Below are 23,878 nucleotides of genomic sequence, written 5' to 3'. Positions count from 1 at the left end.
TTCTGAGCCCCCTACGTAACGGATGGTTACCCCTGGGCGGGAACCCCGATGCGGATCGGACGCATGTCCGAGATGACCGGCCCCTGTCCGAGTACGCAACGACCTCCGCGGACGCCCGGTGATCAGGCCGGCTCCACGCGGACCGCGCACACCTTGAACTCCGGCATCCGGGAGACCGGGTCGAGGGCCGGGTTGGTCAGGGTGTTGGCGCGGCCCTCGCCCGGCCAGTGGAAGGGCATGAAGACGGTGTCCGCGCGGATGGTGTCGGTGATCCGGGCCGGGGCCACCGCGCGGCCGCGGCGGGAGGTCACGGCGAGGGGGCTGCCGTCGACCGCGCCGATGCGGGCGGCGAGGCGCGGGTGGAGTTCCACGAAGGGGCCCGGGGCGGCCGCGTTGAGCTCCTCCACCCGGCGGGTCTGGGCACCGGACTGGTACTGGGCGACCACGCGCCCGGTGGTGAGCAGCACCGGGTAGTCCGCGTCGGGGACCTCGTCGGCGTCGCGGTGGGAGACGGGGACGAAGCGGGCCCGGCCGTCCTCGGTGGGGAAGCGGTCCAGGAAGAGCCGCTCGGTGCCCGCGGAGCCCTCGGGGCAGGGCCAGAAGACGCCCTGCTCGGCCTCGATGCGGGCGTAGGTGATGCCCGAGTAGTCCGCCGGGCCGCCGGCGGAGGCCCGGCGCAGTTCCTCGAACACCTCCTCCGGGGAGGTCGGGAAGCCCTTCTCGACGCCCATGCGGGCGGCGAGCCCGTGGAGCACGTCCAGGTCGCTGCGGACGCCCGCGGGCGGGGTCAGGGCGCGGCGGCGCAGCAGGACGCGGCCTTCGAGGTTGGTGGTGGTGCCGGTCTCCTCGGCCCACTGGGTGACCGGGAGGACCACGTCGGCGAGGGCCGCCGTCTCGGAGAGGACGACGTCGGCGACCGCGAGGAAGTCCAGGGAGCGGATGCGGTCCTCGATGTGGGAGGCGCGGGGGGCCGAGACCACCGGGTTGGAGCCCATCAGGAGCAGGGCCCGGACGTCCGTGCCGAGGGCGTCGAGGAGTTCGTAGGCGCTGCGGCCGGGGCCGGGGAGGTCGTCGGGGTCGACGCCCCAGACCTCCGCCACGTGCGCGCGGGCCGCGGGGTCGGTCAGCTTGCGGTAGCCGGGGAGCTGGTCGGCCTTCTGGCCGTGTTCGCGGCCGCCCTGGCCGTTGCCCTGCCCGGTGAGGCAGCCGTAGCCGGAGAGCGGCCGACCGGCCCGGCCGGTGGCCAGGCAGAGGTTGATCCAGGCGCCGACGGTGTCGGTGCCCTTGGACTGCTGCTCCGGGCCGCGGGCGGTGAGGACCATGGCGGATTCCGGGGCGCAGAACATCTCGGCCGCCGCGCGGAGCTTGGGGACGGGAACGCCGGTGATGCGTTCGACCAGTTCCGGCCAGTGCGCCATGGCGGCGGCCCGGGCCTCCTCCCATCCGGTGGTGCGGGCGGCGATGAACTCCTCGTCGGTGCGGCCTTCGGCGACCACCAGGTGCAGCAGGCCCAGGGCGAGCGCGAGGTCGGTTCCCGGGCGCGGGGCCAGGTGCAGGTCGGCCTGGTCGGCGGTGCGGGTGCGGCGCGGGTCTATGACGATCAGGGTCCCGCCGTTGGCCTTGAGCTCGGTGAGGTAGCGCAGGGCGGGCGGCATGGTCTCGGCCAGGTTCGAGCCGACGAGGATCACGCAGCCGGTGCGCGGGATGTCCTCCAGCGGGAAGGGCAGCCCGCGGTCGAGCCCGAAGGCCCGCTGGTGCGCCGCTGCGGCCGAGGACATGCAGAACCGGCCGTTGTAGTCGATCTGCGAGGTGCGCAGGGCGACGCGGGCGAACTTGCCGAGCGCGTACGCCTTCTCGTTGGTGAGCCCGCCGCCGCCGAAGACCCCGACCGCGTCCGGGCCGTACGCGCGGCCCGTGCGGGCGAGGCCCTCGGCGACGGCGTCGAGGGCCTCCTCCCAGGTGGCCGGCTCCAGCTGCCCGGCGTGGGTGCGGACGAGCGGCTGGGTCAGACGCACCCGGGAGGAGAGCAGGGCGGGGGCGGTGCGGCCCTTGCCGCACAGCGCGCCCCGGTTCACGGGGAAGTCGCCGCGCTCCTCCACCGTCACGCCCGCGCCGCCCGGCTCGGGGCGCAGGTTCATCCCGCACTGCAGCGCGCAGTACGGGCAGTGCGTGGCGGTGGCGGCGGTGGCGGCGTCCGACGGGTGCATGACGCCAGCGTGAGTCGGTGGTGTTACGCCGGCCGCCACCCCGCGTTACGAGTCGGGGTGCTCTGCCTCAGCGGCCCGCCCCGGCCGCGGTGAGGCCCGGCCCGGGCCCGCTGTCCCCGGCTCACCCGCTCGCCGGCCCACCACCTCACTGGCCGGTGAGGTACTTCACCGTCAGGCCCGCCGTCCAGCCGCCGTCGACGGCGAGTTCGGCACCCGTCATGTAGGCCGCGGCGTCCGAGAGCAGGAAGGCGACCGCGGCGGCGATCTCCTCGGGGGCGCCGACGCGGCCCATCGGGGTGCCTGGGTAGTTGCCCTCGCCGGCCTGGATGCCGATGGGGGCGGTCATCGGGGTCAGTGTCATGCCGGGGTGCACCGAGTTCACGCGGATCCCGGCCTCGGCGAGTTCGACCGCGCCGATCTTCGACAGGCCGCGCACGCCCCACTTGGAGGCTCCGTAGCCGGCGGTGAGGGCGAGGCCGGTCAGGCCGGCGGCGGAGGAGATGTTGACGATGGAGCCGCCGCCGTTCGCGCGCAGCAGCGGGACGGCCGTCTTGATGCCGATGAACACGCCGACCAGGTTGATCTCCACGACCCGGCGGAAGTGCTCGACGCTCTCGTGCTCCAGGAACTGGCCGGTGCTGATGCCCGCGTTGTTCACCAGGCCGTCCACGCGTCCGAACTCGGCGACCGCGTACTCCAGCGCCGCCCGCCAGTCCTCCTCGCTGGTCACGTCGTGCCGCAGGAACCGCGCCGCCCCGCCGAGCTTCGCGGCCGTCGCGGCGCCCTCCGCCTCCAGCACGTCGGTGATCAGCACCTTGCCGCCGCCGTCCACGACGGCCTGCGCGGCCGCGGCGCCCAGGCCGCGGGCCCCACCGGTGATGACGACGACCTTGCCGCTCAGATCCACAACAGCCACGGCTGCACACCCCTGACGCTCGTACGGACGGACGGACGGACGGACGGACCGGACCGGACCGGACCGGCTCCCGTATATGACTATTCGAAATAGCCGGTGCGCGCGTCAGTCTGCCAGAGCGGCCAGCGCCCGCGACACCCCCTGCTCCTTCGGTCCCAGGAACCGCGGGGCGGGCTTGAAGGCCGCGTCCAGCGCCGCCTTGCCGGCCGCGAAGACCTCGCGGGTCTCGCCGTAGTACCAGGTGGCGTCGTGCACGTCGGCCACCCCGACGCCGTACGAGTCCAGGCCCGCCGCCTGGCAGAGGGCGACGGCCCGCCGGATGTGGAAGCCCTGGGTGACCAGCACGGCCCGCTCGACCCCGAAGATCTCCTTGGCCCGCACGCAGGAGTCCCAGGTGTCGAAGCCGGCGTAGTCGCTGACGATCTGCGTGTCCGGCACCCCCTGCGCCGTGAGGTACGTCCGCATCGCGTTCGGCTCGTCGTACTCGGTGCGGCTGTTGTCCCCGGTGACCAGTACGACCTTGACCTTGCCGGTGCGGTACAGCTCGGCGGCGGCGTCGAGCCGGTCGGCCAGGTACGGCGTGGGCCGGGTCCCGAGCAGGCCGGCCCCGAACACCACGGCGACCTCGGACGCCGGTGCGTCGGCCGTGGTGTGCAGCCGGTCGGCGGCCACCGCGTGCATCCACGCCGAGGGCAGCAGCGCCAGCACGCAGCCCGCCATGACGGTCTGCACCGCCAGCCTCCGGGTCCGTACGGTGCGCAGCGCGGCCGCCGTCCGGCTCCACGTGACTCTCGGCAGGCGCGGTCCGCGCATCATCCATCCCCTGGTGTCTCGACTGCTGGTCCCCTGGTCAGGACGCCGCGCGGGGCCGCTTGGTTCGCCCGGCCCGCCCGGTGCGGACCCGCCCGGCCCCCGGCGCAGGCGCTCCCGGCTGCCCGGCGCAGGCCTGCGCGGCCGCCCCACAGCCGTGCGGCCGGGTCTGTGAGCACCCGGCAAACACCCGTCACCCCCGCGCAACGCACCGGCAATGTCCGGCGCGCAGGATCGGTTCATGACGGAGCCGGTGCACCCTCCCGAGTTTCCCGCCCTCCCCTTCGACAGTGCGGCCGAGCTCCTCGGCCGCATCACCCTCCAGCTGGGCACCCAGCTCAGCGGCCTGCGCCGACCCGGAGTCCGCCCATGCAGCCCACCCTCGTCGCCGTGGCCCACGGCAGCCGTGACCCGCGCGCCCTGCACACCGCCCTCGCCCTCCTCGAACGGGTCCGCGAGCTCCGTCCGCGGCTCGACGTCCGGCTCGGCCACATCGAACTGAACGAACCGCTGCTCGACTCGGTCCTCGGGGAGCTGCACGGGTCGGCGGTGCTCGTCCCGCTGCTGCTCGGCCGGGGGTACCACGTCAAGCGCGACCTGCCCGCGGCCGCCGCCCGCGCCACGCACCTGCGCACCCGCATCGCCGCCCCGCTGGGCCCGCACCCGCTGCTCGTCGAGGCCCTGTACGAACGGCTCGTGGAGGCCGGCTGGACCGCCGGCACGGCCGTGGTGCTCGCCGCCGCCGGCTCCCGCGACCCCGACTCCGCGGCCGACACCCGCCGCACCGCCGCCCTGCTCGCCGAACGCCTCGGCGGCGTCCCGGTGGTCCCCGCCTACGCCTCCGCCGCCGCGCCGAGCGCCCCCGAGGCGGTCCGCGCCCTGGCCGCCCGCGGCCACCACCGCACCGCCGTGGCCTCGTACTTCGCCGCTCCCGGCCGGTTCGCCGCGCAGACCGCCGCCGCGGCGCCCGACCTCGCCGCCGCCCCGCTGGGCGACCACCCGGCCCTGGCCCGCCTCTTGCTGCGCCGCTACGACGAGGCCCGTGCCCGGCGCGCGCGGCCCGCCCTGCCCGTGCGGCCGGAACTCGTCTCCGCCTGATCCCGGTTTGTCAGTCATTCCGGTTACCGTCTCTTCCATGGAAGGCACCGCGCACGCCCCCGCAGACGACCACGACGACCTCTACGACGCCTCCGCCACCGAACGCTGGGCCGCCGAGCCCGACAAACGGCCCGGCCGGACCGCCTTCCAGCGCGACCGCGCCCGTGTGCTGCACTCCGCCGCGCTGCGCCGCCTCGCCGGGAAGACCCAGGTCGTCACCCCCGGCACCCGCTCGTACGACTGGGACGCGAGTCCCCGTACCCGTCTCACCCACTCCCTGGAGTGCGCCCAGGTCGGCCGGGAGCTCGGCGCCGCGCTCGGCTGCGACCCCGACCTGGTCGAAGCCGCCTGCCTCTCGCACGACATGGGCCACCCGCCCTTCGGTCACAACGGCGAGGAGGCGCTCAACGAGTTCGCCAAGGACTGCGGGGGCTTCGAGGGCAACGCGCAGTCGCTGCGCCTGCTGACGCGGCTGGAGCCCAAGCGGTTCGTGCCCGACCCGGCGAGCGGCGAACTCGTCAGCGTCGGCCTCAATCTGACCCGGGCCTGCCTGGACGCCGCCACCAAGTACCCGTGGGCCCGCGGGGACCACCCCACCGACCCGGGCTCGGTGAAGTTCGGCGCGTACGAGGACGACCTGCCGGTCTTCGCGTGGCTGCGCCGCGGCGCGCCCGCGGACCGCAAGTGCTTCGAGGCCCAGGTCATGGACTGGGCCGACGACGTCGCGTACTCCGTCCACGACTTCGAGGACGGCCTGCACGCCGGTCACCTCGACCCCAACCTCCTCTTCGCCGAGCCCGAGCGCACCGCGATCTGGCGGGTCGCCATCGGCCGCTACGTGCCCGCCGACACCGAGCCGGAGGAGCTGCGGGCCGCCCTCGACCGGCTGATGGAGGAGGAGTGGTGGCCGCACGGGTACGACGGTTCGGCCGTCGCCCAGGCCCGGCTGAAGGACGCCACGAGCCAGCTGATCGGCCGCTTCTGCCTGGCCGCCGAGGGCGCCACCCGTGAGGCGTACGGTTCCGGCCGCCTCACCCGGTACGGTGCCGAACTGGTGGTCCCGCGCGAGGCGCGCAACGAGTGCGCGGTGCTCAAGGCGGTCGCCGACCTGTACGTCATGCAGCGCGACGAGCAGGAGCGGATCCGCGCCGACCAGCGCATCGTCCTGGCCGAACTGGCGGAGGCGCTCAGCGCCCGGGCTCCCGAGGGGCTGGACCCGCAGTTCCGGGCGATCTTCGACGCGGCCCCGGACGACAGGGCCAGGAAACGGGCGGTCATCGACCAGATCGCGTGTCTCACCGACGCATCCGCCCGTTCCCTGCACGCACGTCTCACGCGGCGCACCCGACGCGCCGAAGGGTGAGCCGATCGAGCCACTCCCCCTTCACGCGGCAGGCTCAGTGCGGGACGCTCGCATGTGGTCGCATGTGGCGGAGAGGTTATGAGGAGGCATCAGGTGGTCGACGCACACCGGACATTCGTCATCGTCGGCGCAGGGCTCGCCGGAGCGAAGGCGGCCGAAACGCTGAGGTCCGAGGGGTTCACGGGGCGGGTGATCCTGATCGGCGACGAGCGCGACCATCCGTACGAACGGCCCCCGCTGTCCAAGGGCTACCTGATGGGCAAGGAGGACCGGGAGAGCGTCTTCGTCCACGAGCCGTCCTGGTACGCGGCCGCCGACGTCGAGCTGCACCTCGGCCAGCCGGCGGTCCAGCTCGACCGGGACGCCAAGAAGGTGGTCCTCGGCGACGGCACGGTCCTGCACTACGACAAGCTGCTGCTGGCCACCGGCGCCGAGCCGCGCCGCCTGGACATCCCCGGCACGGGTCTCGCCGGGGTGCACCACCTGCGGCGCCTCGCGCACGCCGAGCGGCTGAAGGGGGTCCTCGCCGGACTGGGCCGGGACAACGGCCACCTGCTCATCGCGGGCGCCGGATGGATCGGCCTGGAGGTCGCCGCCGCGGCCCGCGGGTACGGCGCGGAGGTCACCGTGGTCGAGCCGGAGGCCACCCCGCTGCACGCGGTGCTCGGCCCGGAGATCGGCCGGCTCTTCGGTGACCTGCACGCCGATCACGGGGTGCGGTTCCACTTCGGGTCGCGGCTGACCGAGATCGTGGGCCACGACGGCATGGTGCTGGCCGCCCGTACGGACGACGGGGAGGAGCACCCGGCGCACGCGGTGCTCGCCGCGATCGGGGCCGCGCCGCGGACCGCGCTCGCCGAGACCTCCGGGCTGGCCCTGGTGGACCGGGAGCACGGCGGCGGGATCGCCGTGGACGAGTCCCTGCGCACCTCCGACCCGGACATCTACGCGGTCGGGGACGTGGCCGCCGCCCACCACCCGGTGCTCGGGACCCGGCTGCGGGTCGAGCACTGGGCCAACGCGCTGAACGGCGGTCCGGCCGCCGCGCGGTCGATGCTGGGCCACGAGGTCAGCTACGACCGGGTGCCGTACTTCTTCTCGGACCAGTACGACGTGGGTCTGGAGTACTCGGGGTACGCGCCGCCCGGCGGCTACGACCAGGTGCTGATCCGCGGCGACGCGGGCAAGCGGGAGTTCATCGCCTTCTGGCTGTCCGAGGGGCGGGTGCTGGCCGGGATGAACGTGAACGTGTGGGACGTCACCGACCAGATCCAGGCGCTGATCAGGTCGAAGGCGCCGGTGGACCGGGAGGCCCTTGCGGATCCGTCGGTTCCGCTCTCCTCGCTGATCGGAGGCTAGGAGCCACCCGGGGGGCTGACGGGATTGCCGGCGCCCGGCCGTAGACTTCACGGGTGGCTGGACGGATCAACGACGACGACGTGAAGGCGGTACGGGACGCGGTCCCGATCGACGCCGTGGTCTCCGAGTACCTCCAGCTGCGCAACGCGGGCGGCGGCAACCTCAAGGGCCTCTGCCCCTTCCACGACGAGAAGTCCCCGTCCTTCCAGGTCAGCCCCAGCAAGGGCCTGTACCACTGCTTCGGCTGCCAGGCGGGCGGGGACACCCTCGACTTCGTCATGAAGATCGACCACCTCTCCTTCTCGGAGGCCGTCGAGCGCCTGGCCGGCCTGGCCGGCATCACCCTGCGGTACGAGGAGGGCGGCTACACCTCCGGCACCAGCGGCCGCGGTGACCGCATCCGGCTGGTCGAGGCGCACAAGGCCGCCGCCCAGTTCTACGTCGACCAGCTCGGCAGCCCCGAGGCGGAGATCGGCCGCAAGTTCCTCGCGGAGCGCGGCTTCGACCAGGCCGCGGCCGCGCACTTCAGCGTGGGCTACAGCCCGGCCGGCTGGGACCACCTGACCCGCTTCCTGCGCGGCAAGGGCTTCACCGACAAGGAACTGATCACCTCCGGGCTCGCCCAGGACAGCCGCAGCGGCAAGCCGATCGACCGCTTCCGCGGCCGGCTGATGTGGCCGATCCGCGACATCAGCGGCGAGGTGGTCGGCTTCGGCGCGCGCAAGCTGCGCGACGACGACAACGGACCGAAGTACCTGAACACGCCGGAGACGGCGATCTACAAGAAGTCCCAGGTCCTCTACGGCATCGACCTGGCCAAGAAGGAGATCGCGAAGACCTCGCGGGCCGTGGTGGTCGAGGGCTACACCGACGTGATGGCCTGCCACATGGCCGGGGTCACCACCGCGATCGCCACCTGTGGCACCGCCTTCGGCGGGGACCACATCAAGATCCTGCGCCGGCTGCTGATGGACAACGCCACCGCCGAGGTGATCTTCACCTTCGACGGTGACGCGGCGGGCCAGAAGGCGGCGCTGCGCGCCTTCGAGGACGACCAGAAGTTCGCCGCGGAGACCTCGATCACCATCGCCCCCGGCGGGATGGACCCCTGCGACCTGCGCCTCGCGCAGGGGGACGCGGCCGTGGCCGGCCTGGTGGAGGCCCGGACGCCGCTGTTCGAGTTCGCCCTGCGGCACATCGTGTCCCGGCACAACCTGGAGAACCCGGCGGGGCGGGCGGCCGCGCTGGCCGAGGCCGCGCCGGTCGTCGCGAGCATCAAGGACCTCTCGATCCAGCACGAGTCGGCGGTCCAGCTGGCGGGGATGCTGGGCATCCTCGACGAGCCGTTCGTCGTCAAGCGGGTCGCGCAGCTGGCGCGGTGGGCCCGGGACCGCGGCAACCAGCCCCCGCAGCAGGGCCGCGGCCGCCCCCAGGAGCCGGCCCCCGCCGCCGCGCCGCCGGCCGGTGGCGGACCCGCCCTGAACCTGCGCAGCCCCGCCCACCGCACCGAGCGGGAGCTGCTCAAGCTGGCGCTGCAGCGGCCCGCGCTGGTCTCCCCCGCGTTCGACGCGTACGGGATCGACGAGTTCACCGCCCCGCCCTACGCCGCGGTCCGCCAGGCCATCCAGGACGCGGGCGGCGCCTCGCAGGCCGGCGACGACTACCTGGCCCGGGTCCGCGACGCCGCCCCGAACGACACCGTCCGCGCGATGGTCACGGAGCTGGCGGTGGAGGCCATCCACGCCAAGACGGTGGACGAGGTCTATGCCGGGGTCCAGCTGGTCCAGGTGCGCCTGCGCGCCGTCGACCGCCGGGTCCTGGAGATCCAGGGCGCCATGACCCGTCTGAGCCCGCAGGCCCCGCCGGAGCAGCACGCGGCGGTCCAGGAGGAGCTGTGGGTGCTCCAGCAGTACGGTCAGCGGCTGCGCAACCGCGGCGCCGAAGGCCTCTGACCGGGGCTACGTGGCGGACGCGCCCCGGCGCCTGAACCAGTCGCCGCTCGGTATCTCGCTGCCCGATTCCCGCAGGTCGCGGGCGAGCAGCGGGGCCGCCAGATAGACCCAGGCCCGGACCGGGGTGCCGTCCGGGCGCAGGGCCGGGCGGGCGATCCGGTCGTAGACGTTCCCGGGGCGGCCCGGGCCCCCGTACTCCTCCAGCACGTCCAGCGCGGCCAGCAGCTCCCCGTACGCACCGGGCGCCGGCGTGATCAGCTCGCCGACGACGGCCGAGCCGGGCCGGTGGACCGCGTACGGGTATCCGGGGCCGTCGTAGAGCACCGCGTCCGGGAGGGTGGCGGGCTCCTCCGAGGCCGTGCGGCCGCGCAGGAACAGGCCGTGGTTGACCTCGCCGGGGCGCAGGGTCCCGTAGACGAAGAACGGGAGCGGGGCGGTCGGGTCTTGTGGCCGTTCGACCGATGTCACGGGGCCCTCCCTCGGGGTAGGGCGCAGCCTCCGCCGGCCGGGCCGAAGGTCCCGACTTCGCTGCGCCCCACCACCGTACGCACCGCTGTTACACAACCTCCCGGTGCCCGTGACCCGTGCCGTCTAGCGTCGGCCTCCTCCCCCTCCCACCTCACGGTTCTGCGCCCATGACACCTTCGTCCCGCCGCCCGCTCGCCGCCCTGCTGTGCGCCTGCGCACTCGCCGTCGGCGGCTGCGCCGCGCCCGGCGGCGGGCTCGGGACCGGCACGCCCGCGCCGCCCGTGTCGGCCCAGCCGCACCCCGAACCGCTGTGGCCCGCCTGGGCCTCGGCGCCCGGCGCGGCGGTGGGCCGGCAGGAGCCCGCGCCGACGCCGTTGAAGAACGCGCCCGAGGTGGGGGCGGACGGGCTCCTCGGAGTGGACCCGGCGGAGGTGGCGGGCGCCGACCCGCGGATGCGGCCGTACCTCGGCAGTGGCTCCTCCCTCCAGGAGCCGGGCCGGGCCGGCGTCCGGCCGCCCGTCCACCGGGACCTGACGGGCGACGGGCGGCCGGAGCTGATCGTCGCCGCCGACACCGCCACCGGCCGGTCGGCGCTGAGCGTCTACTCGGTGGTGGGCGGCCGGATCGTCTCCGTGCTGTTCACGATGGGCCGTCAGCTCGCGGCCGAGACCATCGGCCCCGACCTGCTGGTCCGCATCGCCGCCGACGACGGCTCCGAACAGGCCGTCCGCTACCACTGGAACGGCGAGCGGATGACCGTGGTCAACGACGAGCGCCGGTTCCGCAAGTCCGGCCCGCGCTGCGACCCCGAGGAGAGCCCGGCGCCCGCCGCCGCGCCCTGCTGCGCCACCACGGACGGGCGGAGCGCCCCGTGAACCGTGTGAGCCCCGGGGGCCCCGTGAGAGCTGTTCTGGCCAGCTGCCGGCGTCTCCCGCAGGCCCTCGGCCTGCGCTGGAAGATCGCCATCCTGCTCGCCGTCGGCTGCTCCCTCGTCGCCGTCGCCATCGGGATCCTGATCCACGGGGCGCGCGCCCGCCAGATCGGCGACGCGGCCCGCGCGAGCGCCACCGCCCAGCTGATCAGCGTACGGAAGGTGTACGAGCTGACCGGCCGGCTCGACGCCGACAAGGTCGGCGAGGCCGACGCCCGGATCGACTGCCCGCAGCTGCCGGCCCCGCTGCGGACGGAGGCCCTCGCCGGGCAGCGCTCCACCTACCTCGACATGTCCGGCCCGGACCCGGTGGTCTGGGCCGCCCGGCCGGTCGGCGGCGAGCACGTGCTGTCCGTACGCCTGTCGCTGGCCGACGAGCGCGCCGAGCTCGCCGAACTGGACCGGCAGCTGGTGGCGTACGGGGTCTCGGTCGTGGCGCTCGCGGCGACGGGCGGGGCGCTGATGGCCAGCCGGCTGAGCCGGGACCTGCGGACGGCGGCGGAGACGGCCCGCCGGATCAGCGCGGGCGAGCTGGACGCGCGCATCGGGCCGCCGGGGGCGCCGGGCGCGCGGGACGAGGTCGCCGAACTGTCCTCGGCGGTCGACACGATGGCGGCCAGTCTGCAGCAGCGGCTGGAGGCGGAGCAGCGGTTCACGGCGGACGTGGCGCACGAGCTGCGGACCCCGCTGACGGGGCTGCACACCGCCGCCGAGCTGCTGCCTCCGGGACGGCCGACGGAGCTCGTCCGGGACCGGGTCGCGGCGCTGCGGACGCTGACCGAGGACCTGCTGGAGGTGGCCCGGCTCGACGCGGACCGGGAGGAGCCGCAGTGGGAGGCCCGCCGGCTGGGGCCGCTGGTGGAGTCGATCACGCGGCGCTCCGGGGTGGCCGCGGAGGTCATCGGCGCGCAGGGGACGGACCTGGTGCGCACCGACGTACGGCGGCTGGAGCGCATCCTGGCGAACCTGCTGGCCAACGCCCGGCGGCACGGCGGGGGGCCGGTCACGGTGACGGTGTCGGGGACGGCCGTGACGGTCCGGGACCAGGGCCCCGGTTTCCCGGAGAAGCTGCTGCGCGAGGGACCGCAGCGGTTCCTGACCGGCGCGCCCGAACGCGGTCAGGGCACGGGGCTGGGCCTGACCATCGCCCTCGGTCAGGCCCACGTGATCGGCGCCCGGGTCACCTTCGCGAACCCGCCGCCCTCGGGTGCCTCGGCGACGGTGGCGCTCCCGCCGGCCTGAGCGGACACCGGCCCGGCCGGCGCCGGGTGCGGGCCGGCCCGCGCCGGCCCGCACCCGGCGGGAGTCACCCGGACGGCGCGGACGGCCCGGATGGCCGCACGACCCGCCTTGACCTGCGGATACGGCTCGCGCGCGGACCGCGTACGGGCACACCTGACGGGACATCAGCAGGCGGGCGACGGGCGGGCCGGGTTATCTCGGAGGCACGACCCCGTGTCTTCAGGAGAGTCCCCATGCGCCGACGTACCGCACACGTGCTGACCGCGACCGCGCTGACCGCCGCCGCGTTCACCGGGCCGGTCGCGGGCGCGGTCGCCGCCGTGGACCTGGGCATGGTGGGCTTCGCGCCCGGGGACTTCGCCCGGCTGGAGGTGTGGCCCAAGTCCGCCGCCCCCGGCGCCACCGTCACCGTGAACACCACGGCCTGCGGGTCCGGCAGCCACGCCGAGGGCGATGCCACCACGGTCGGCGGCGGCCGGTTCAAGCTGGTCCCGGGCACCCACAAGGAGGTGGTCGTGGGGCAGTTCCAGGTGGCCCACGGCACCCGGGCCGGCACCTACGGCATCGGCGCGACCTGCGCGAACGGCAAGTTCGCCACCGGCGACCTCGTCGTCACCGAACGCGGCCCGCAGGGCCACGTCAACACCGGGGTGGGCGGTGGCACGACCACCACCACGAACCCCGCCAAGATCGCGGCGGGGGCGGCCGTACTGGCCGTCGCCGCCGTCGGCGGTACCTGGCTCCTGCGTCGCCGGGCGAGCGGCACGCGGAGCTGACGGACGCCCACCGCGGCTCCGGCCGCGGTCCGACCGGTACCGTCCCCCGTCGCCCGCCCCGCGAGGTCCCCCCCGTTCGCGGGGCCGGGCGACGGCCAGTCACCCCGAAACGGAAGCCGAGGGGGTACACATGGGTGGCGAATTCGGTGGTGCCCGGGGCCCCGGCCGGCAGCCCTGGCCCCCACCCGCCGACCGCCCCGGATCAGGCGCGCGGCCCCCGGCCCGGGCCGTCCGCACCCCGACCGCCCGCCACGGGGGACTCGTCGCGCTCGCCGCCTGCATCGGCATCTGGCTCGTCACCAGCGGTTCCCGGGAGCCGGTCGGGCCGCCGCTGCCCTCCCCCGCCGAGGCCCTGACCGCAGCCGGAGTCGTGGGCCCGGGCATCGCCCCGCTCCCCGGCTCCCCGCCCGGCCGGATCCGGATCCCGTCCATCCGGGTCGACGCCCCGCTGACCGGACTGGGCCTGGAGCGGAACGGCAGCCTCGAAGTGCCGCCGCCCGACCGGCCCGACCTGGCCGGCTGGTACCGCGAGGGCACCACCCCGGGGGCCACCGGCACGGCCGTCGTCGCCGGGCACGTGGACGACGCCGCCGGGCCCGGGGTCTTCTACCACCTGGGCGCGCTGCACCGGGGGGCCGCGATCGAGATCCCGCGCGCGGACGGCCGTACGGCCGTGTTCACGGTCCACGCGGTCGAGGTCTACGACGCCAAGGCCTTCCCCGACACCCGCGTGTACGGCCCCTCGGCGCGGGCCGAGCTGCGGGTGATCACCTGCGGCGGCGGCTTCTCGCCGCGCACGGGCTACCGCGGCAACGTGGTCGTCTTCGCGCACCTCACCGGGACGTACTGAGGACCGGTCAGCCCCACTGCTCGAGGCCGAGCTTGACCACCAGCGCGCCGACCACCGTCAGCAGCACCCCGCGGACGAAGCCGCTGCCCTTCTTGAGCGCCATCCGGGCGCCGACCATGCCGCCGGCCAGGTTGAAGACCGCCATCAGCGCGGCCAGCTGCCACAGCACCATGCCCTGGTAGGCGAACATCGCGAGCGCCCCCGCGTTGGTGCAGCAGTTGACGATCTTGGCGGTCGCGGAGGCGGTGACCAGGTCGAGGTGGAGCAGCGCCGTGAGCGCGAGCACCAGGAAGGTGCCGGTGCCGGGCCCGATGAGGCCGTCGTAGAAGCCGATGCCGAGGCCGGCGAGCCCGATGGCGAGCAGCACCCGCTGCCGGCTGACGGGCGCGGTCGAGGGGGCGGTGCCGAAGCCCGGCTTGAAGATCACGACGCCCGCGACGATCACGAGCACGCCCATGATCAGCGGCCGGAGCGCGTCCTTGCTGATGCCGCCGGCGAGTGCGGCGCCGCCCATCGAGCCGGCGAGCGCGGCCAGGCCGATGCGGACGGCGAGCTTCACGTCCACCGGGGCCTTGCGCACGTAGGTGACCGCCGCGCCCGCCGTGCCGACGATGGCCACGGCCTTGTTGGTGCCGAGGACGGTGGCGGGGTGGGCGTTCGGCAGGCCGAGCAGGAGCGCGGGCAGGAGCAGCAGGCCCCCGCCGCCCACCACGGCGTCGATCCAGCCGGCCGCCGCCGCTGCCACGCACAGGACAATGATCATGGTCGTTGATATGTCAGGCACGAGATGACCCTATGGAGCTGTCAGGTGCATGGGCCATCAATCCCCGGAAACTTGCGCAAAGGTTGAGCTTTCCCGGGCCGGCACCCGGTCCGGGGCCACCGGAGCCGCCGGGTTCACCGTCGCCGTGAGCACGGTCGCGGCCAGCACGCTGGCCGCCCCCAGCCCCGCCGCCAGGCGCCGCGCCGGCGGTACGGAGGCCAGTGCGGCCAGCCCGGCCCGCACCGCCGAGGGCGTACGGGGCTTGCGGTGCCGGGCCGCGGCCGGCGCCTTGGCCCCGACGGGTACGGACAGGGCGACGTGCAGCGGGTGACGCATGGGGCGGTGACTCCTCGGGGAACGCCGGACGGAAGATCAGAAGCTGAAGCACTCGGAATGGATGCGTCCGGCCGGCACCCCGGCCCGCAGCAGCGCCGCCCGGGTCGCCTCGGCCATCCCCGGCGGCCCGCACAGGTACACGTCGTGCTCGGTCAGCTCCGGCACCAGCGCGGCCAGCGCCTGCGGAGCCAGCGGATCGTATGCCGCGCCCGACGGCCCCAGCAGGTAGTGCAGCCCCGCCCGCCGCTCGGCGGCGATGGTCTCCAGCTCGCTGCGCAGGACGAGGTGCTCCTCGGCCCCGGCCCGGTACAGCAGGGTGATGTCCCCGGGACCGCCGGGCAGCGTCTCGAACAGCGCCCGCATCGGGGTGATCCCGACCCCGCCCGCGATCAGCAGCACCTTGGTCCGGGTCCGCCGGGCGGCGGTGAGCGCCCCGAACGGCCCGGTGGCGAGGACCCGCGTGCCGGGGCGCAGCCGGCGGATCCGGCGGGAGTGGCCGCCGAGCCCCTTGACCGTGATCCGCAGGGCGTTCCCGCGGACCGGCGCGGACAGCGAGAACGGCAGGGCGGTGTGCCACAGCCCCCGCTGGAGGAACCGCCAGCGCAGGAACTGGCCCGGCTCCGCGCGCAGTTCCGCGAGGTGCTCCCCGTACATGACGACGGAGACCACCCCGGGCCCCTCCACCCGGACGTCCGCGACCCGCAGCGCGTGCCGCAGGGCCTGCCGTACGGGGACCACGGCGCGGTACCAGACCAGCAGCACGGCGACGACGGTGTGCGCGAGCGCCCAGAACCAGGCGGCCGCGGCGAGATCGGGCCCGGCGAGCTGGTGGCCGAAGGCGAGGGCGGCGGCGAGGTAGACCAGCAGGTGCACCCCGCGCCAGGTTTCGTGCGACACCCGGCGGCGTACCGCCCGGGCGGAGGTCACACCGACCGCGGCCAGGAGGACGGTCCCGGCCGCGGCGGCGGCGAGCGCGGGGTAGCCGAGCAGCTCCCGGACGGCGGAGACCACGTCGACACCCTCGTGCACGGCGTATCCGAGCAGGGCGAAGAGCCCGTGCCCGAAGCAGAGGAGGAGCACGTACCGGCCGCCGAAGGCGTGCCAGCGGGCGAGCCGGTCGGCGCCGACCCCGTGCTCGACGGCGGGCACCCGGGCCATCAGGAACAGCAGCACGAGGACCCCGTAGCCGGCGAGCAGACCGGTCAGGTGCGCGGCGGTGGCGAACAGCGCGTCGGGCCGGGCCGAGGGCCGCACCTGCGCCGCCCAGAGCAGGGTCACCACCCCCGCCCCGCCCAGCATCCCGCGCCTGACCCGCACCGCCGCATCTCGCATACGGAGCACGCTAAGGGCCCGGACCGCCGCCCTGATGATCCTTAAGTCGGCCTTGAGGAAGGCCTCACCGACCCTTAACCCCGGCGCTGAGGTCGGCGTTCCGTCCGGGTAACAACAGCGATGCGGAGGGGAAACAGCGGCCGCGCACGCTCGTGCCATGACCTCGAATCAGCGTGTGGTGGTGATCGGCGGCGGCCTCGCGGGCCTGCGACTGGCCGCGCGCCTGACCGGTGCGGCGGAGGTGACCGTCCTCGGCGAGGAGCCGCACGTCCCCTACAACCGGGTCCTGCTCGCGGAGGTCCTCGCCGGCCGCTACGCGCCGGAGGTCACCGCCCTCCCGGCGCCCGGCCCGGCCCTGCGCCGGGGCGTCCGTGCGGTACGGATCGACCGCGCGGACCGGACCGTGCTGTGCGACGACGGCACGGTGGCGCAGTACGACACGCTGGTGCTGGCCACGGGTTCGAACGCGGTGCTCCCGCCGCTGCGCGGGCTGTTCGAGCCGGAGGGCCGGGACCTCCCGGACGGGGTCCACGCGTTCCGCACGATGGACGACTGCCTGGCCCTCTCGGCCGCCGTACGCCCCGGAGTGCGGGCGGTGGTGATCGGCGGGGGCCTGCTGGGCGTCTCCGCGGCCCGTGCGCTCGCCGCGCGGGGGGCGGTGGTGGTCCTGGCCCAGCAGGGCGAGCGCCTGATGGAACGCCAACTGGACTCCGACGCCTCCGCCCTGCTGGCCACGCACCTGACCGACCTCGGCGTGGAAATCCACACGGAATGCCGCGTCCGCGGTCTGATCACATCTGACGCACCGCTGCCGGGGGCTCTGCCCCCGGACCCCCGCGCCTCAAACGCCGGCGAGGCTGAAATTGCAGGCGAGGCCGGGCAAAATCCAGCCCCTCCGGCGTTTGAGGAGCGGGGTCCGGGGCGGAGCCCCGGCAACGGCGCCGCACGGGGGCCGCGGCGGGTCACCGGGGTCGAGCTCGCCGACGGCTACCGGCTGGAGGCCGATCTCGTCGTGCTCGCCTGCGGCGTCCGCCCCCGCGTCGGCCTCGCCAAGGCCGCCGGCCTCGACGTCCGCACCGGCATCGTGGTCGACGACCACCTCCGGACCAGCGACCCCCGCATCCACGCCATCGGCGACTGCGCCGAGCACGCCGGCCAGGTGTACGGCCTGGCCGGCGCCGCCCTGGAGCAGGCCGACGCCCTCGCCTCGGTCCTCACCGGGACCCCCGCGCGCTACACCGGCACCCGCGCCCTCACCCGCCTCACCCTCGGCGGTGCCGAGAACCGCTCCCTGGACCTCGCCGCCTTCGGCGAGACCACCCCCCGCCCCGGGGACGACGTGGTCCGCCTAGCCGACGCCACCCGCGGGACCTACCGGAAGGTCGTCGTCCGCGACGACCGGCTCGTCGGCGGGGTGCTGCTCGGCGAGCTCTCCACCGTGGGCGCCCTCGCCCGCACCTGGGAGGGCGACGAGTCCCCGCACGACCTGTTCCACCTGCTCACCGACGACGGAGGCCACTGACATGACCGAGCCCCTGCCCACGATCGTGCTCATCGGGCACGGCATGGTCGGCCAGCGCTACCTCGAAGCGCTCGCCGAGCGCGGAGTCACCGCCACGCACCGGATCACCGTGCTCTGCGAGGAGCCCCGGCCCGCCTACGACCGCGTGCACCTGACCTCGTACTTCTCCGGCAGCACCGCCGAGGACCTGTCCATGACCCCCGCCGGGTTCATGGAGGAGCACGGCATCGCCCTCCACCTCGACGACCCCGCCGAGCACATCGACCGGGCCGCCCGTACCGTCACCTCCCGCTCCGGGCAGGTGTTCCCGTACGACGTGCTGGTCCTGGCCACCGGCAGCTATCCCTTCGTGCCGCCCGTCCCCGGCAAGGACGCCCCCGGCTGCTTCGTCTACCGCACGATCGAGGACCTCCTCGCGATCGAGGAGTACGCCAAGACCCGGACCAGCGGCGCGGTCGTCGGCGGCGGGCTGCTCGGCCTGGAGGCCGCCGGCGCCCTGCAGGGGCTCGGCCTCACCACCCGCATCGTCGAGTTCGCCCCGCGGCTGATGCCCGTCCAGGTCGACGAGGGCGGCGGCGCCGCCCTGCTGCGCACCATCGAGTCCATGGGCCTGACCGTCCACACCGGGGTCGGCACCCAGGAGGTGGTGACCGGCGAGGACGGCCACGTCAGCGGCATGCGGCTGTCCGACGGCTCCACCGTCGACACCGACCTCGTCGTCTTCTCCGCGGGGGTCCGCCCCCGCGACCAGCTGGCCCGCGACTCCGGGCTGGACGTCGGCGAGCGCGGCGGCATCGCGGTCGACGCCCGCTGCCGCACCTCCGATCCCCACGTCTACGCCATCGGCGAGTGCGCCCTCGCCGTCGACGGCCGGGTCTACGGCCTGGTCGCGCCCGGCTACGAGATGGCCGAGACCGCCGCCGAGGACCTGCTCGGCCGGGAGAAGGAGTTCACCGGCGCCGACCTCTCCACCAAGCTCAAGCTGCTCGGCGTGGACGTGGCCTCCTTCGGTGACGCCCACGGCAACGCCCCCGGCAGCCTCGACGTCGTCTGGTCGGACTCCCGCTCCGGCGTCTACAAGAAGCTGGTCGTCTCCCCCGACGGGGTCCTGCTCGGCGGGGTCCTGGTCGGCGACGCGGACTCGTACGGGCTGCTGCGCCCGCTCACCGGCAGCGTCCCGCCCGTCGCCCCCGAGCAGCTGGTGCTGCCCGCCGGGGTCGGCGCGCCCGTCGCGCTCGGCCCGTCCTCGCTCCCCGACCACGCCGTGATCTGCTCCTGCCACAACGTCACGAAGAAGGCCATCGCCGCCTGCGCCACCCTCGCCGAGGTCAAGAAGTGCACGAAGGCGGGCACCGGCTGCGGCAGCTGCGTCAAGGTGATCGGCCAGCTGCTGCCGGCCGCCGCCGACAAGGGGCTGTGCGGCTGCTTCCCGTACACCCGCTCCGAGCTGTACGAGATCGTCCGCACCCGGCAGCTGACCTCGTACGAGGAGATCCTCGACGGCCACGGCCGCCCGGAGGCCCGCGGCGGCGACGGCTGCGAGGTCTGCAAGCCCACCGTCGGCTCGATCATCGCCTCGCTCGCCCCGACCCTCGGCGCCAGCGGCTACGTCCTGGACGGGGAGCAGGCCGCCCTCCAGGACACCAACGACCACTTCCTGGCGAACATGCAGCGCAACGGCTCGTACTCGGTCGTCCCGCGCATCCCCGGCGGCGAGATCACCCCCGACAAGCTGATCGTGATCGGCGAGGTGGCCCGCGACTTCGGCCTCTACACGAAGATCACCGGCGGCCAGCGGATCGACCTCTTCGGGGCGAGCGTGGACCAGCTCCCGCGGATCTGGGCGCGGCTCGTCGACGCCGGGTTCGAGTCCGGGCACGCGTACGGGAAGGCCCTGCGGACGGTGAAGTCCTGCGTGGGGCAGACCTGGTGCCGCTACGGGGTCCAGGACAGCGTCAGGATGGCCATCGACCTGGAGCTGCGCTACCGGGGCCTGCGCGCCCCGCACAAGCTGAAGTCGGCGGTGTCCGGCTGCGCCCGCGAGTGTGCGGAGGCGCAGAGCAAGGACTTCGGCGTCATCGCGACGGCGAGCGGCTGGAACCTGTACGTGGGCGGCAACGGCGGGGCCACCCCGCGCCACGCCGACCTGCTGGCCCAGGACCTGTCGGACGCGGAACTGGTCCGCCTGATCGACCGCTTCCTGATGTTCTACATCCGCACCGCCGACCGGCTGGAGCGGACCTCCACCTGGCTGGAGCGGCTGGAGGGCGGTCTGGCGCACCTGCGGGACGTCATCGTGCACGACTCGCTCGGGCTGTGCGCGGAGCTGGAGTCCCTGATGGCCGACCACGTGGCGCACTACCGGGACGAGTGGGCCGAGACGCTCCAGGACCCGGAGCGGCTGCGCCGGTTCGTGTCCTTCGTGAACGCGCCCGGCGCCCCCGACCCCACCGTGAAGTTCGTCCCCGAGCGCGACCAGGTCAAGCCCGACCTGGCCGTCCTGACCATAGGAGGTGCCGTCCGATGACCGTGGAACTGCAAGTGGCGCAGGGCTGGCTGACGGTGTGCGAGCTGTCCTCGCTGGTCCCCGGGCGCGGAGTGGCGGCCCTGCTGCCCGACGGGACCCAGGCCGCGGTGTTCGTCGACCGCGCGGGCCGCCCGTACGCGATCGGCAACCAGGACCCCTTCACCGGGGCGCACGTGCTCTCGCGCGGGCTGGTGGGGGCCGTGGCGGGCCGGCCGTTCGTGGCCTCGCCGCTGCTGAAGCAGCGCTTCGACCTGGAGTCGGGGCGCTGCCTGGACGACGAGGAGGTGGCGGTCCGGACCTACCCGGTGCGGACCGCCGCGACCTCGTGACCCCGTGGTCCGGGGCGGTCAGCCCTGGACCACGGACGGGTCCATCCACATGATCTCCCAGGTGTGGCCGTCGAGGTCGTCGAAGGCGCGGCCGTACATGACGCCGTGGTCCTGGGCGGGGCGGGGCTCGGTGGCGCCGGCCGCCAGGGCCCCGTCCACCAGCTCGTCGACGGCGGTGCGGCTGGGGGCGCTCAGACAGAGCAGCACCTCGGAGGTCTTCGTGGCGTCCGCGATCTCCTTGTGGGTGAAGTCCTTGTAGCGGTCCTCGGTCAGGAGCATCGCGACGATGGTGTCGCTGATGACCATCGAGGCGCAGTTCTCGTCGGTGAACTGGGCGTTGAAGGTGTAGCCCAGCTTGCCCCAGAAGGTCTTGCTGGCCTCCAGGTCCTTGACCGGCAGGTTGACGAAGATCATGGTGGCGGACATCGAGGTCCCTCTTCTCTCGGGTGCGGTGCTCGGTGCGTGCTGTTCGGTGCTTTCGGGAGGTAGACCGCGGGGCCGGGAGAAACTCATCGCTCCCCCGAGAAGTTTTTTCCGTACGCCCACCACGGCACGGCCGGAGGATTGAACGTCGAGCGGTCGCTCGTGCGTAATGAGGAGTTGGCGCCCCGGCAACTGGCGCCTCCTAGGTTCCTCGACGCGTGCGACCCCGCGCTCGACCGGGTGCGGGGGCCTTCCTCCCACAGGAGTGACCGTGGAACGTCGTACCTTCCTGCGCGGCGCCGTCATCGGCTCCTCGGCCGCCGCCTTCGGCGGCACGTTGATGCACGGCGCCGCCTACGCGGCACCCGCCCAGCCCGGCGCCGGCCCCTACGGGGCACTCGGCGCCGCGGACGCCAACGGCATCATGCTCCCCAGCGGCTTCAGCAGCCGGGTGATCGCCCGCTCGGGCCAGACCGTCAGCGGCACCTCGTACACCTGGCACAACGCCCCCGACGGCGGCGCGTGTTTCGCCGACGGCTCGGGCTGGATCTACGTGTCCAACTCGGAGATCAACCCCTCCGGCGGGGCGAGCGCGGTGAAGTTCAACTCGTCCGGCACCGTCACCGGCGCCTACCGGATCCTCTCCAACACCCGGCAGAACTGCGCGGGCGGCAAGACCCCGTGGAACACCTGGCTGTCCTGCGAGGAGGTCGACCGCGGCTTCGTCTACGAGACCGACCCGTACGGCGTGAACGCGTCCGTACAGCGCCCCGCGATGGGCCGCTTCAAGCACGAGGCGGCCGCCGCCGACCCGGTGCGGCAGGTGATCTACCTGACCGAGGACGAGTCGAGCGGCTGCTTCTACCGCTTCATCCCGACCACCTGGGGCAACCTCTCCTCCGGCACCCTCCAGGTCCTCAAGGCCGGCACCGCCACCTCGGGCTCCTTCACCTGGGCCAACGTCCCCGACCCGGACGGCTCGCCGACCGCGACCCGCAGCCAGGTGTCCGGCTCGAAGAAGTTCAACGGCGGCGAGGGCTGCCACTACGCCAACGACACGGTCTGGTTCACCACCAAGGGCGACAACCGCGTCTGGCAGCTCAACCTCACCAACAACACGTACGAGCTGGCCTACGACGACTCCCTCGTCCCCGGCGGAGCGGCCCCGCTGACGGGCGTCGACAACGTCACCGGTTCCTCCTTCGGCGACCTGTACGTCGCCGAGGACGGCGGCAACATGGAGATCTGCGTGATCACCCCGGACGACGTGGTGGCGCCCTTCCTGCGGATCACCGGCCAGTCCTCCTCGGAGATCACCGGCCCGGCCTTCTCCCCGGCCGGCAACCGCCTCTACTTCTCCAGCCAGCGCGGCACCACCGGCAGCTCCTCCGCCGGCATCACCTACGAGGTAACGGGCCCCTTCCGCACCTAGAACCCCGCCGCACCACTCCAGCCCCGCCGGCGTTTGAGGCGCGGGGTCCGGGGCGGCGCCCCGGCAACGGACCCGCACAACCGGCCGCACCCCCACGGGCAACCCCGCAGGGGTGCGGCGGCCACCGTCACGAAGCCACGGCCCCGCCCTTCAGCAGCGCGGCACCCAGCGGCGTCACCGTGTGCAGCACCGCGTTCCCCCGCCGCAACGTGGTGACCAGCCCCGCCTCCCGCATCACACACGCGTGCTGACTCGCGGAGGCCAGCGAGACCCCGGCCCGGCGGGCCAGCTCACTGGTGGTCGCCCCGTCCCCTATGGCCCGCAGCACCACCGACCGGGTGTGCCCGACCAGCTTGCCGAGGGTGCGCTGGCGCTGCTCCTCCACGGGCCGCGCCGCCTCACCCCCCGCCGGCGCCGAGGCCAATTGCGCCGCCGCCGGATAGACCAGCACCGGCGGCAGCTCCGGATCGTGCAGCGTCACCGCGGTGCGCCGGCAGAAGAACGACGGCTGGAGCAGCAACCCGCGCCCCCGCAGCCGTACGTCCCGGTCCACCGGGTAGTCGCATTCCAGCACCGGCGCCCGCCAGCGCAGCATCGGCGGCAGCGAGGCCAGGAGTTCGTCCGCGCCCCCGTCCAGCAGGGCCCGGCCGCGCGCGGCCCGTTCGGCCTCGATCTGGGCCTGGATATGCGTCCAGTACGGCTCCACGGCCGCCCGGTGGTACGCGCGCAGCTCGCCCATCAGCCTCGGCAGGTGCTTGGCTCCGCCGTCCATGAACTCCCGCAGGCGCGGCGTCATCGCCGCACCGGCGGCCAGCAGCTTCAGCTCGTGCCGCATGCGCTCGGGACGGATCCCGCGCAGCGCGTCGAGGCCCACGTCCCACCCGTACTGCCCCTCCACAGGGGTCAGGAAATCGGGAAAATAACCACGGCTCGGTATGAGCATACCGAGCGTGCGTGTTTCACTATTCAACCTGCTCCGGGTTTCCGTACGCCATTCACCGAACAACCGGGCATCGCGCCGGTCTCTTAAGCGGTGAAAGCTGAGAATCGTTTCCCACAACGCATCGGGACGCCCTGCCATCCGTACGCGTGCCAGGTCCACTCCAGTGAAATGGATACGCAGCACCGAACCCCCACCTGTGCAACCGCAATCCCCCCGCCCCATGAGTATGCACGCCGTCACACGTGGTCACCACGCCCTTTCGGCCACAGTTGAAACCCCTTTCGGCAGGGGCGTGACAA

At 74.1% G+C, this 23,878-nt stretch carries 21 protein-coding genes; 12 read left to right on the top strand and 9 right to left on the bottom strand.

Features of this window, described 5'->3' with window-relative positions:
- Window positions 1-122 precede the first annotated feature (122 nt).
- The 3 genes from ACIPYQ_RS02385 to ACIPYQ_RS02375 form a co-directional block, all read right to left on the bottom strand.
- Complete coding sequence (locus ACIPYQ_RS02385) at window positions 123-2,207, bottom strand: molybdopterin oxidoreductase family protein (RefSeq protein WP_401245393.1); 2,085 nt, start codon at window positions 2,205-2,207, stop codon at window positions 123-125.
- Window positions 2,208-2,352: 145 nt separating this feature from the next.
- A complete protein-coding gene (locus ACIPYQ_RS02380; protein ID WP_401245391.1) occupies window positions 2,353-3,123 on the bottom strand; it encodes a glucose 1-dehydrogenase in 771 nt (256 codons plus the stop codon).
- 105 nt (window positions 3,124-3,228) lie between these two features.
- Window positions 3,229-3,936, bottom strand: coding sequence for an ElyC/SanA/YdcF family protein (locus ACIPYQ_RS02375; protein WP_361761381.1), 708 nt, complete (start codon window positions 3,934-3,936; stop codon window positions 3,229-3,231).
- Between the two features lie 366 nt (window positions 3,937-4,302).
- Between ACIPYQ_RS02375 and ACIPYQ_RS02370 the strand changes: the two genes are divergently transcribed.
- The 4 genes from ACIPYQ_RS02370 (at window position 4,303) to dnaG (ending at window position 9,705) form a co-directional block, all read left to right on the top strand.
- Window positions 4,303-5,031 (top strand): sirohydrochlorin chelatase, encoded by a 729-nt coding sequence (locus tag ACIPYQ_RS02370; protein ID WP_401245388.1) that lies wholly within the window; start codon window positions 4,303-4,305, stop codon window positions 5,029-5,031.
- A 37-nt stretch (window positions 5,032-5,068) separates the two neighbouring features.
- Window positions 5,069-6,394, top strand: a complete 1,326-nt coding sequence (locus tag ACIPYQ_RS02365; protein WP_401245386.1) for a deoxyguanosinetriphosphate triphosphohydrolase — start codon at window positions 5,069-5,071, stop codon at window positions 6,392-6,394.
- 93 nt (window positions 6,395-6,487) lie between these two features.
- Window positions 6,488-7,753 (top strand): NAD(P)/FAD-dependent oxidoreductase, encoded by a 1,266-nt coding sequence (locus ACIPYQ_RS02360; RefSeq protein ID WP_401245384.1) that lies wholly within the window; start codon window positions 6,488-6,490, stop codon window positions 7,751-7,753.
- Window positions 7,754-7,806: 53 nt separating this feature from the next.
- The gene (gene dnaG / locus ACIPYQ_RS02355) at window positions 7,807-9,705 is read left to right on the top strand and encodes a DNA primase (protein WP_401245382.1); all 1,899 of its coding nucleotides are present in this window, start codon (window positions 7,807-7,809) and stop codon (window positions 9,703-9,705) included.
- A 6-nt stretch (window positions 9,706-9,711) separates the two neighbouring features.
- On the opposite strand, the gene ACIPYQ_RS02350 is transcribed toward dnaG, so the two are convergent.
- Window positions 9,712-10,173 (bottom strand): gamma-glutamylcyclotransferase family protein, encoded by a 462-nt coding sequence (locus ACIPYQ_RS02350; protein ID WP_401245380.1) that lies wholly within the window; start codon window positions 10,171-10,173, stop codon window positions 9,712-9,714.
- 167 nt (window positions 10,174-10,340) lie between these two features.
- Between ACIPYQ_RS02350 and ACIPYQ_RS02345 the strand changes: the two genes are divergently transcribed.
- The 4 genes from ACIPYQ_RS02345 to ACIPYQ_RS02330 all read left to right on the top strand — a co-directional run bounded on the left by ACIPYQ_RS02345 (window position 10,341) and on the right by ACIPYQ_RS02330 (window position 13,972).
- Window positions 10,341-11,048 carry a hypothetical protein gene (locus tag ACIPYQ_RS02345; RefSeq protein WP_401245379.1) on the top strand — a complete coding sequence of 236 codons (708 nt, stop codon included), beginning with the start codon at window positions 10,341-10,343 and terminating at the stop codon, window positions 11,046-11,048.
- Window positions 11,049-11,071: 23 nt separating this feature from the next.
- Window positions 11,072-12,346, top strand: coding sequence for an ATP-binding protein (locus ACIPYQ_RS02340; protein ID WP_401245377.1), 1,275 nt, complete (start codon window positions 11,072-11,074; stop codon window positions 12,344-12,346).
- Between the two features lie 233 nt (window positions 12,347-12,579).
- Entirely contained in the window at window positions 12,580-13,122 is a 543-nt protein-coding gene (locus ACIPYQ_RS02335; protein WP_401245375.1) for a hypothetical protein, read from the top strand.
- Window positions 13,123-13,252: 130 nt separating this feature from the next.
- Window positions 13,253-13,972, top strand: a complete 720-nt coding sequence (locus ACIPYQ_RS02330) for a class F sortase (RefSeq protein ID WP_401245373.1) — start codon at window positions 13,253-13,255, stop codon at window positions 13,970-13,972.
- Between the two features lie 7 nt (window positions 13,973-13,979).
- Here the strand turns inward: ACIPYQ_RS02330 and ACIPYQ_RS02325 are convergent, their stop codons facing one another.
- The 3 genes from ACIPYQ_RS02325 to ACIPYQ_RS02315 are packed head-to-tail and all read right to left on the bottom strand — an operon-like array spanning window position 13,980 to window position 16,403.
- Window positions 13,980-14,756, bottom strand: coding sequence for a sulfite exporter TauE/SafE family protein (locus ACIPYQ_RS02325; RefSeq protein ID WP_401245371.1), 777 nt, complete (start codon window positions 14,754-14,756; stop codon window positions 13,980-13,982).
- A gap of 36 nt (window positions 14,757-14,792) precedes the next feature.
- A complete protein-coding gene (locus ACIPYQ_RS02320) occupies window positions 14,793-15,071 on the bottom strand; it encodes a hypothetical protein (protein WP_401245369.1) in 279 nt (92 codons plus the stop codon).
- A 36-nt stretch (window positions 15,072-15,107) separates the two neighbouring features.
- On the bottom strand, window positions 15,108-16,403 hold the full coding sequence (locus ACIPYQ_RS02315) for a ferric reductase-like transmembrane domain-containing protein (RefSeq protein WP_401245367.1): 1,296 nt from the start codon (window positions 16,401-16,403) through the stop codon (window positions 15,108-15,110).
- A gap of 157 nt (window positions 16,404-16,560) precedes the next feature.
- On the opposite strand from ACIPYQ_RS02315, the gene ACIPYQ_RS02310 reads away from it, so the two are divergent.
- From ACIPYQ_RS02310 to nirD, 3 genes are read left to right on the top strand one after another with little or no spacing between them, the layout of a single operon-like run.
- Window positions 16,561-17,925, top strand: coding sequence for an NAD(P)/FAD-dependent oxidoreductase (locus tag ACIPYQ_RS02310; protein WP_401245365.1), 1,365 nt, complete (start codon window positions 16,561-16,563; stop codon window positions 17,923-17,925).
- A gap of 1 nt (window position 17,926) precedes the next feature.
- The gene (gene nirB, locus ACIPYQ_RS02305) at window positions 17,927-20,452 is read left to right on the top strand and encodes a nitrite reductase large subunit NirB (RefSeq protein WP_361761287.1); all 2,526 of its coding nucleotides are present in this window, start codon (window positions 17,927-17,929) and stop codon (window positions 20,450-20,452) included.
- Window positions 20,449-20,781, top strand: coding sequence for a nitrite reductase small subunit NirD (gene nirD / locus ACIPYQ_RS02300; RefSeq protein ID WP_361761290.1), 333 nt, complete (start codon window positions 20,449-20,451; stop codon window positions 20,779-20,781). Before nirB ends, nirD begins: the two co-directional genes overlap by 4 nt.
- Window positions 20,782-20,799: 18 nt before the next feature.
- On the opposite strand, the gene ACIPYQ_RS02295 is transcribed toward nirD, so the two are convergent.
- Complete coding sequence (locus tag ACIPYQ_RS02295) at window positions 20,800-21,207, bottom strand: VOC family protein (protein WP_401245362.1); 408 nt, start codon at window positions 21,205-21,207, stop codon at window positions 20,800-20,802.
- A gap of 268 nt (window positions 21,208-21,475) precedes the next feature.
- On the opposite strand from ACIPYQ_RS02295, the gene ACIPYQ_RS02290 reads away from it, so the two are divergent.
- Complete coding sequence (locus tag ACIPYQ_RS02290) at window positions 21,476-22,636, top strand: alkaline phosphatase PhoX (protein WP_361761294.1); 1,161 nt, start codon at window positions 21,476-21,478, stop codon at window positions 22,634-22,636.
- 127 nt (window positions 22,637-22,763) lie between these two features.
- On the opposite strand, the gene ACIPYQ_RS02285 is transcribed toward ACIPYQ_RS02290, so the two are convergent.
- Entirely contained in the window at window positions 22,764-23,762 is a 999-nt protein-coding gene (locus ACIPYQ_RS02285; RefSeq protein WP_361761297.1) for a winged helix-turn-helix domain-containing protein, read from the bottom strand.
- Between the last annotated feature and the right edge of the window lie 116 nt (window positions 23,763-23,878).

This window comes from Streptomyces sp. NPDC090045, from assembly GCF_044747975.1.
In the GTDB taxonomy this organism is placed as follows: Bacteria; Actinomycetota; Actinomycetes; order Streptomycetales; family Streptomycetaceae; genus Streptomyces.
The sequence above is the reverse complement of the archived record's forward strand: the minus strand, read 5'-3'. Positions and strand labels throughout refer to the sequence as shown.

Excerpts from the sequence above, each read along its gene's own strand:
- ACIPYQ_RS02385 (WP_401245393.1), bottom strand. The coding sequence starts at position 2,207 with ATGCACCCGTCGGACGCCGCCACCGCCGCCACCGCCACGCACTGCCCG.
- ACIPYQ_RS02375 (WP_361761381.1), bottom strand. The coding sequence starts at position 3,936 with ATGCGCGGACCGCGCCTGCCGAGAGTCACGTGGAGCCGGACGGCGGCC.
- ACIPYQ_RS02370 (WP_401245388.1), top strand. The coding sequence starts at position 4,303 with ATGCAGCCCACCCTCGTCGCCGTGGCCCACGGCAGCCGTGACCCGCGC.
- ACIPYQ_RS02365 (WP_401245386.1), top strand. The coding sequence starts at position 5,069 with ATGGAAGGCACCGCGCACGCCCCCGCAGACGACCACGACGACCTCTAC.
- ACIPYQ_RS02345 (WP_401245379.1), top strand. The coding sequence starts at position 10,341 with ATGACACCTTCGTCCCGCCGCCCGCTCGCCGCCCTGCTGTGCGCCTGC.
- ACIPYQ_RS02335 (WP_401245375.1), top strand. The coding sequence starts at position 12,580 with ATGCGCCGACGTACCGCACACGTGCTGACCGCGACCGCGCTGACCGCC.
- ACIPYQ_RS02330 (WP_401245373.1), top strand. The coding sequence starts at position 13,253 with ATGGGTGGCGAATTCGGTGGTGCCCGGGGCCCCGGCCGGCAGCCCTGG.
- ACIPYQ_RS02320 (WP_401245369.1), bottom strand. The coding sequence starts at position 15,071 with ATGCGTCACCCGCTGCACGTCGCCCTGTCCGTACCCGTCGGGGCCAAG.
- ACIPYQ_RS02315 (WP_401245367.1), bottom strand. The coding sequence starts at position 16,403 with ATGCGAGATGCGGCGGTGCGGGTCAGGCGCGGGATGCTGGGCGGGGCG.
- ACIPYQ_RS02310 (WP_401245365.1), top strand. The coding sequence starts at position 16,561 with ATGACCTCGAATCAGCGTGTGGTGGTGATCGGCGGCGGCCTCGCGGGC.
- nirB (WP_361761287.1), top strand. The coding sequence starts at position 17,927 with ATGACCGAGCCCCTGCCCACGATCGTGCTCATCGGGCACGGCATGGTC.
- nirD (WP_361761290.1), top strand. The coding sequence starts at position 20,449 with ATGACCGTGGAACTGCAAGTGGCGCAGGGCTGGCTGACGGTGTGCGAG.
- ACIPYQ_RS02295 (WP_401245362.1), bottom strand. The coding sequence starts at position 21,207 with ATGTCCGCCACCATGATCTTCGTCAACCTGCCGGTCAAGGACCTGGAG.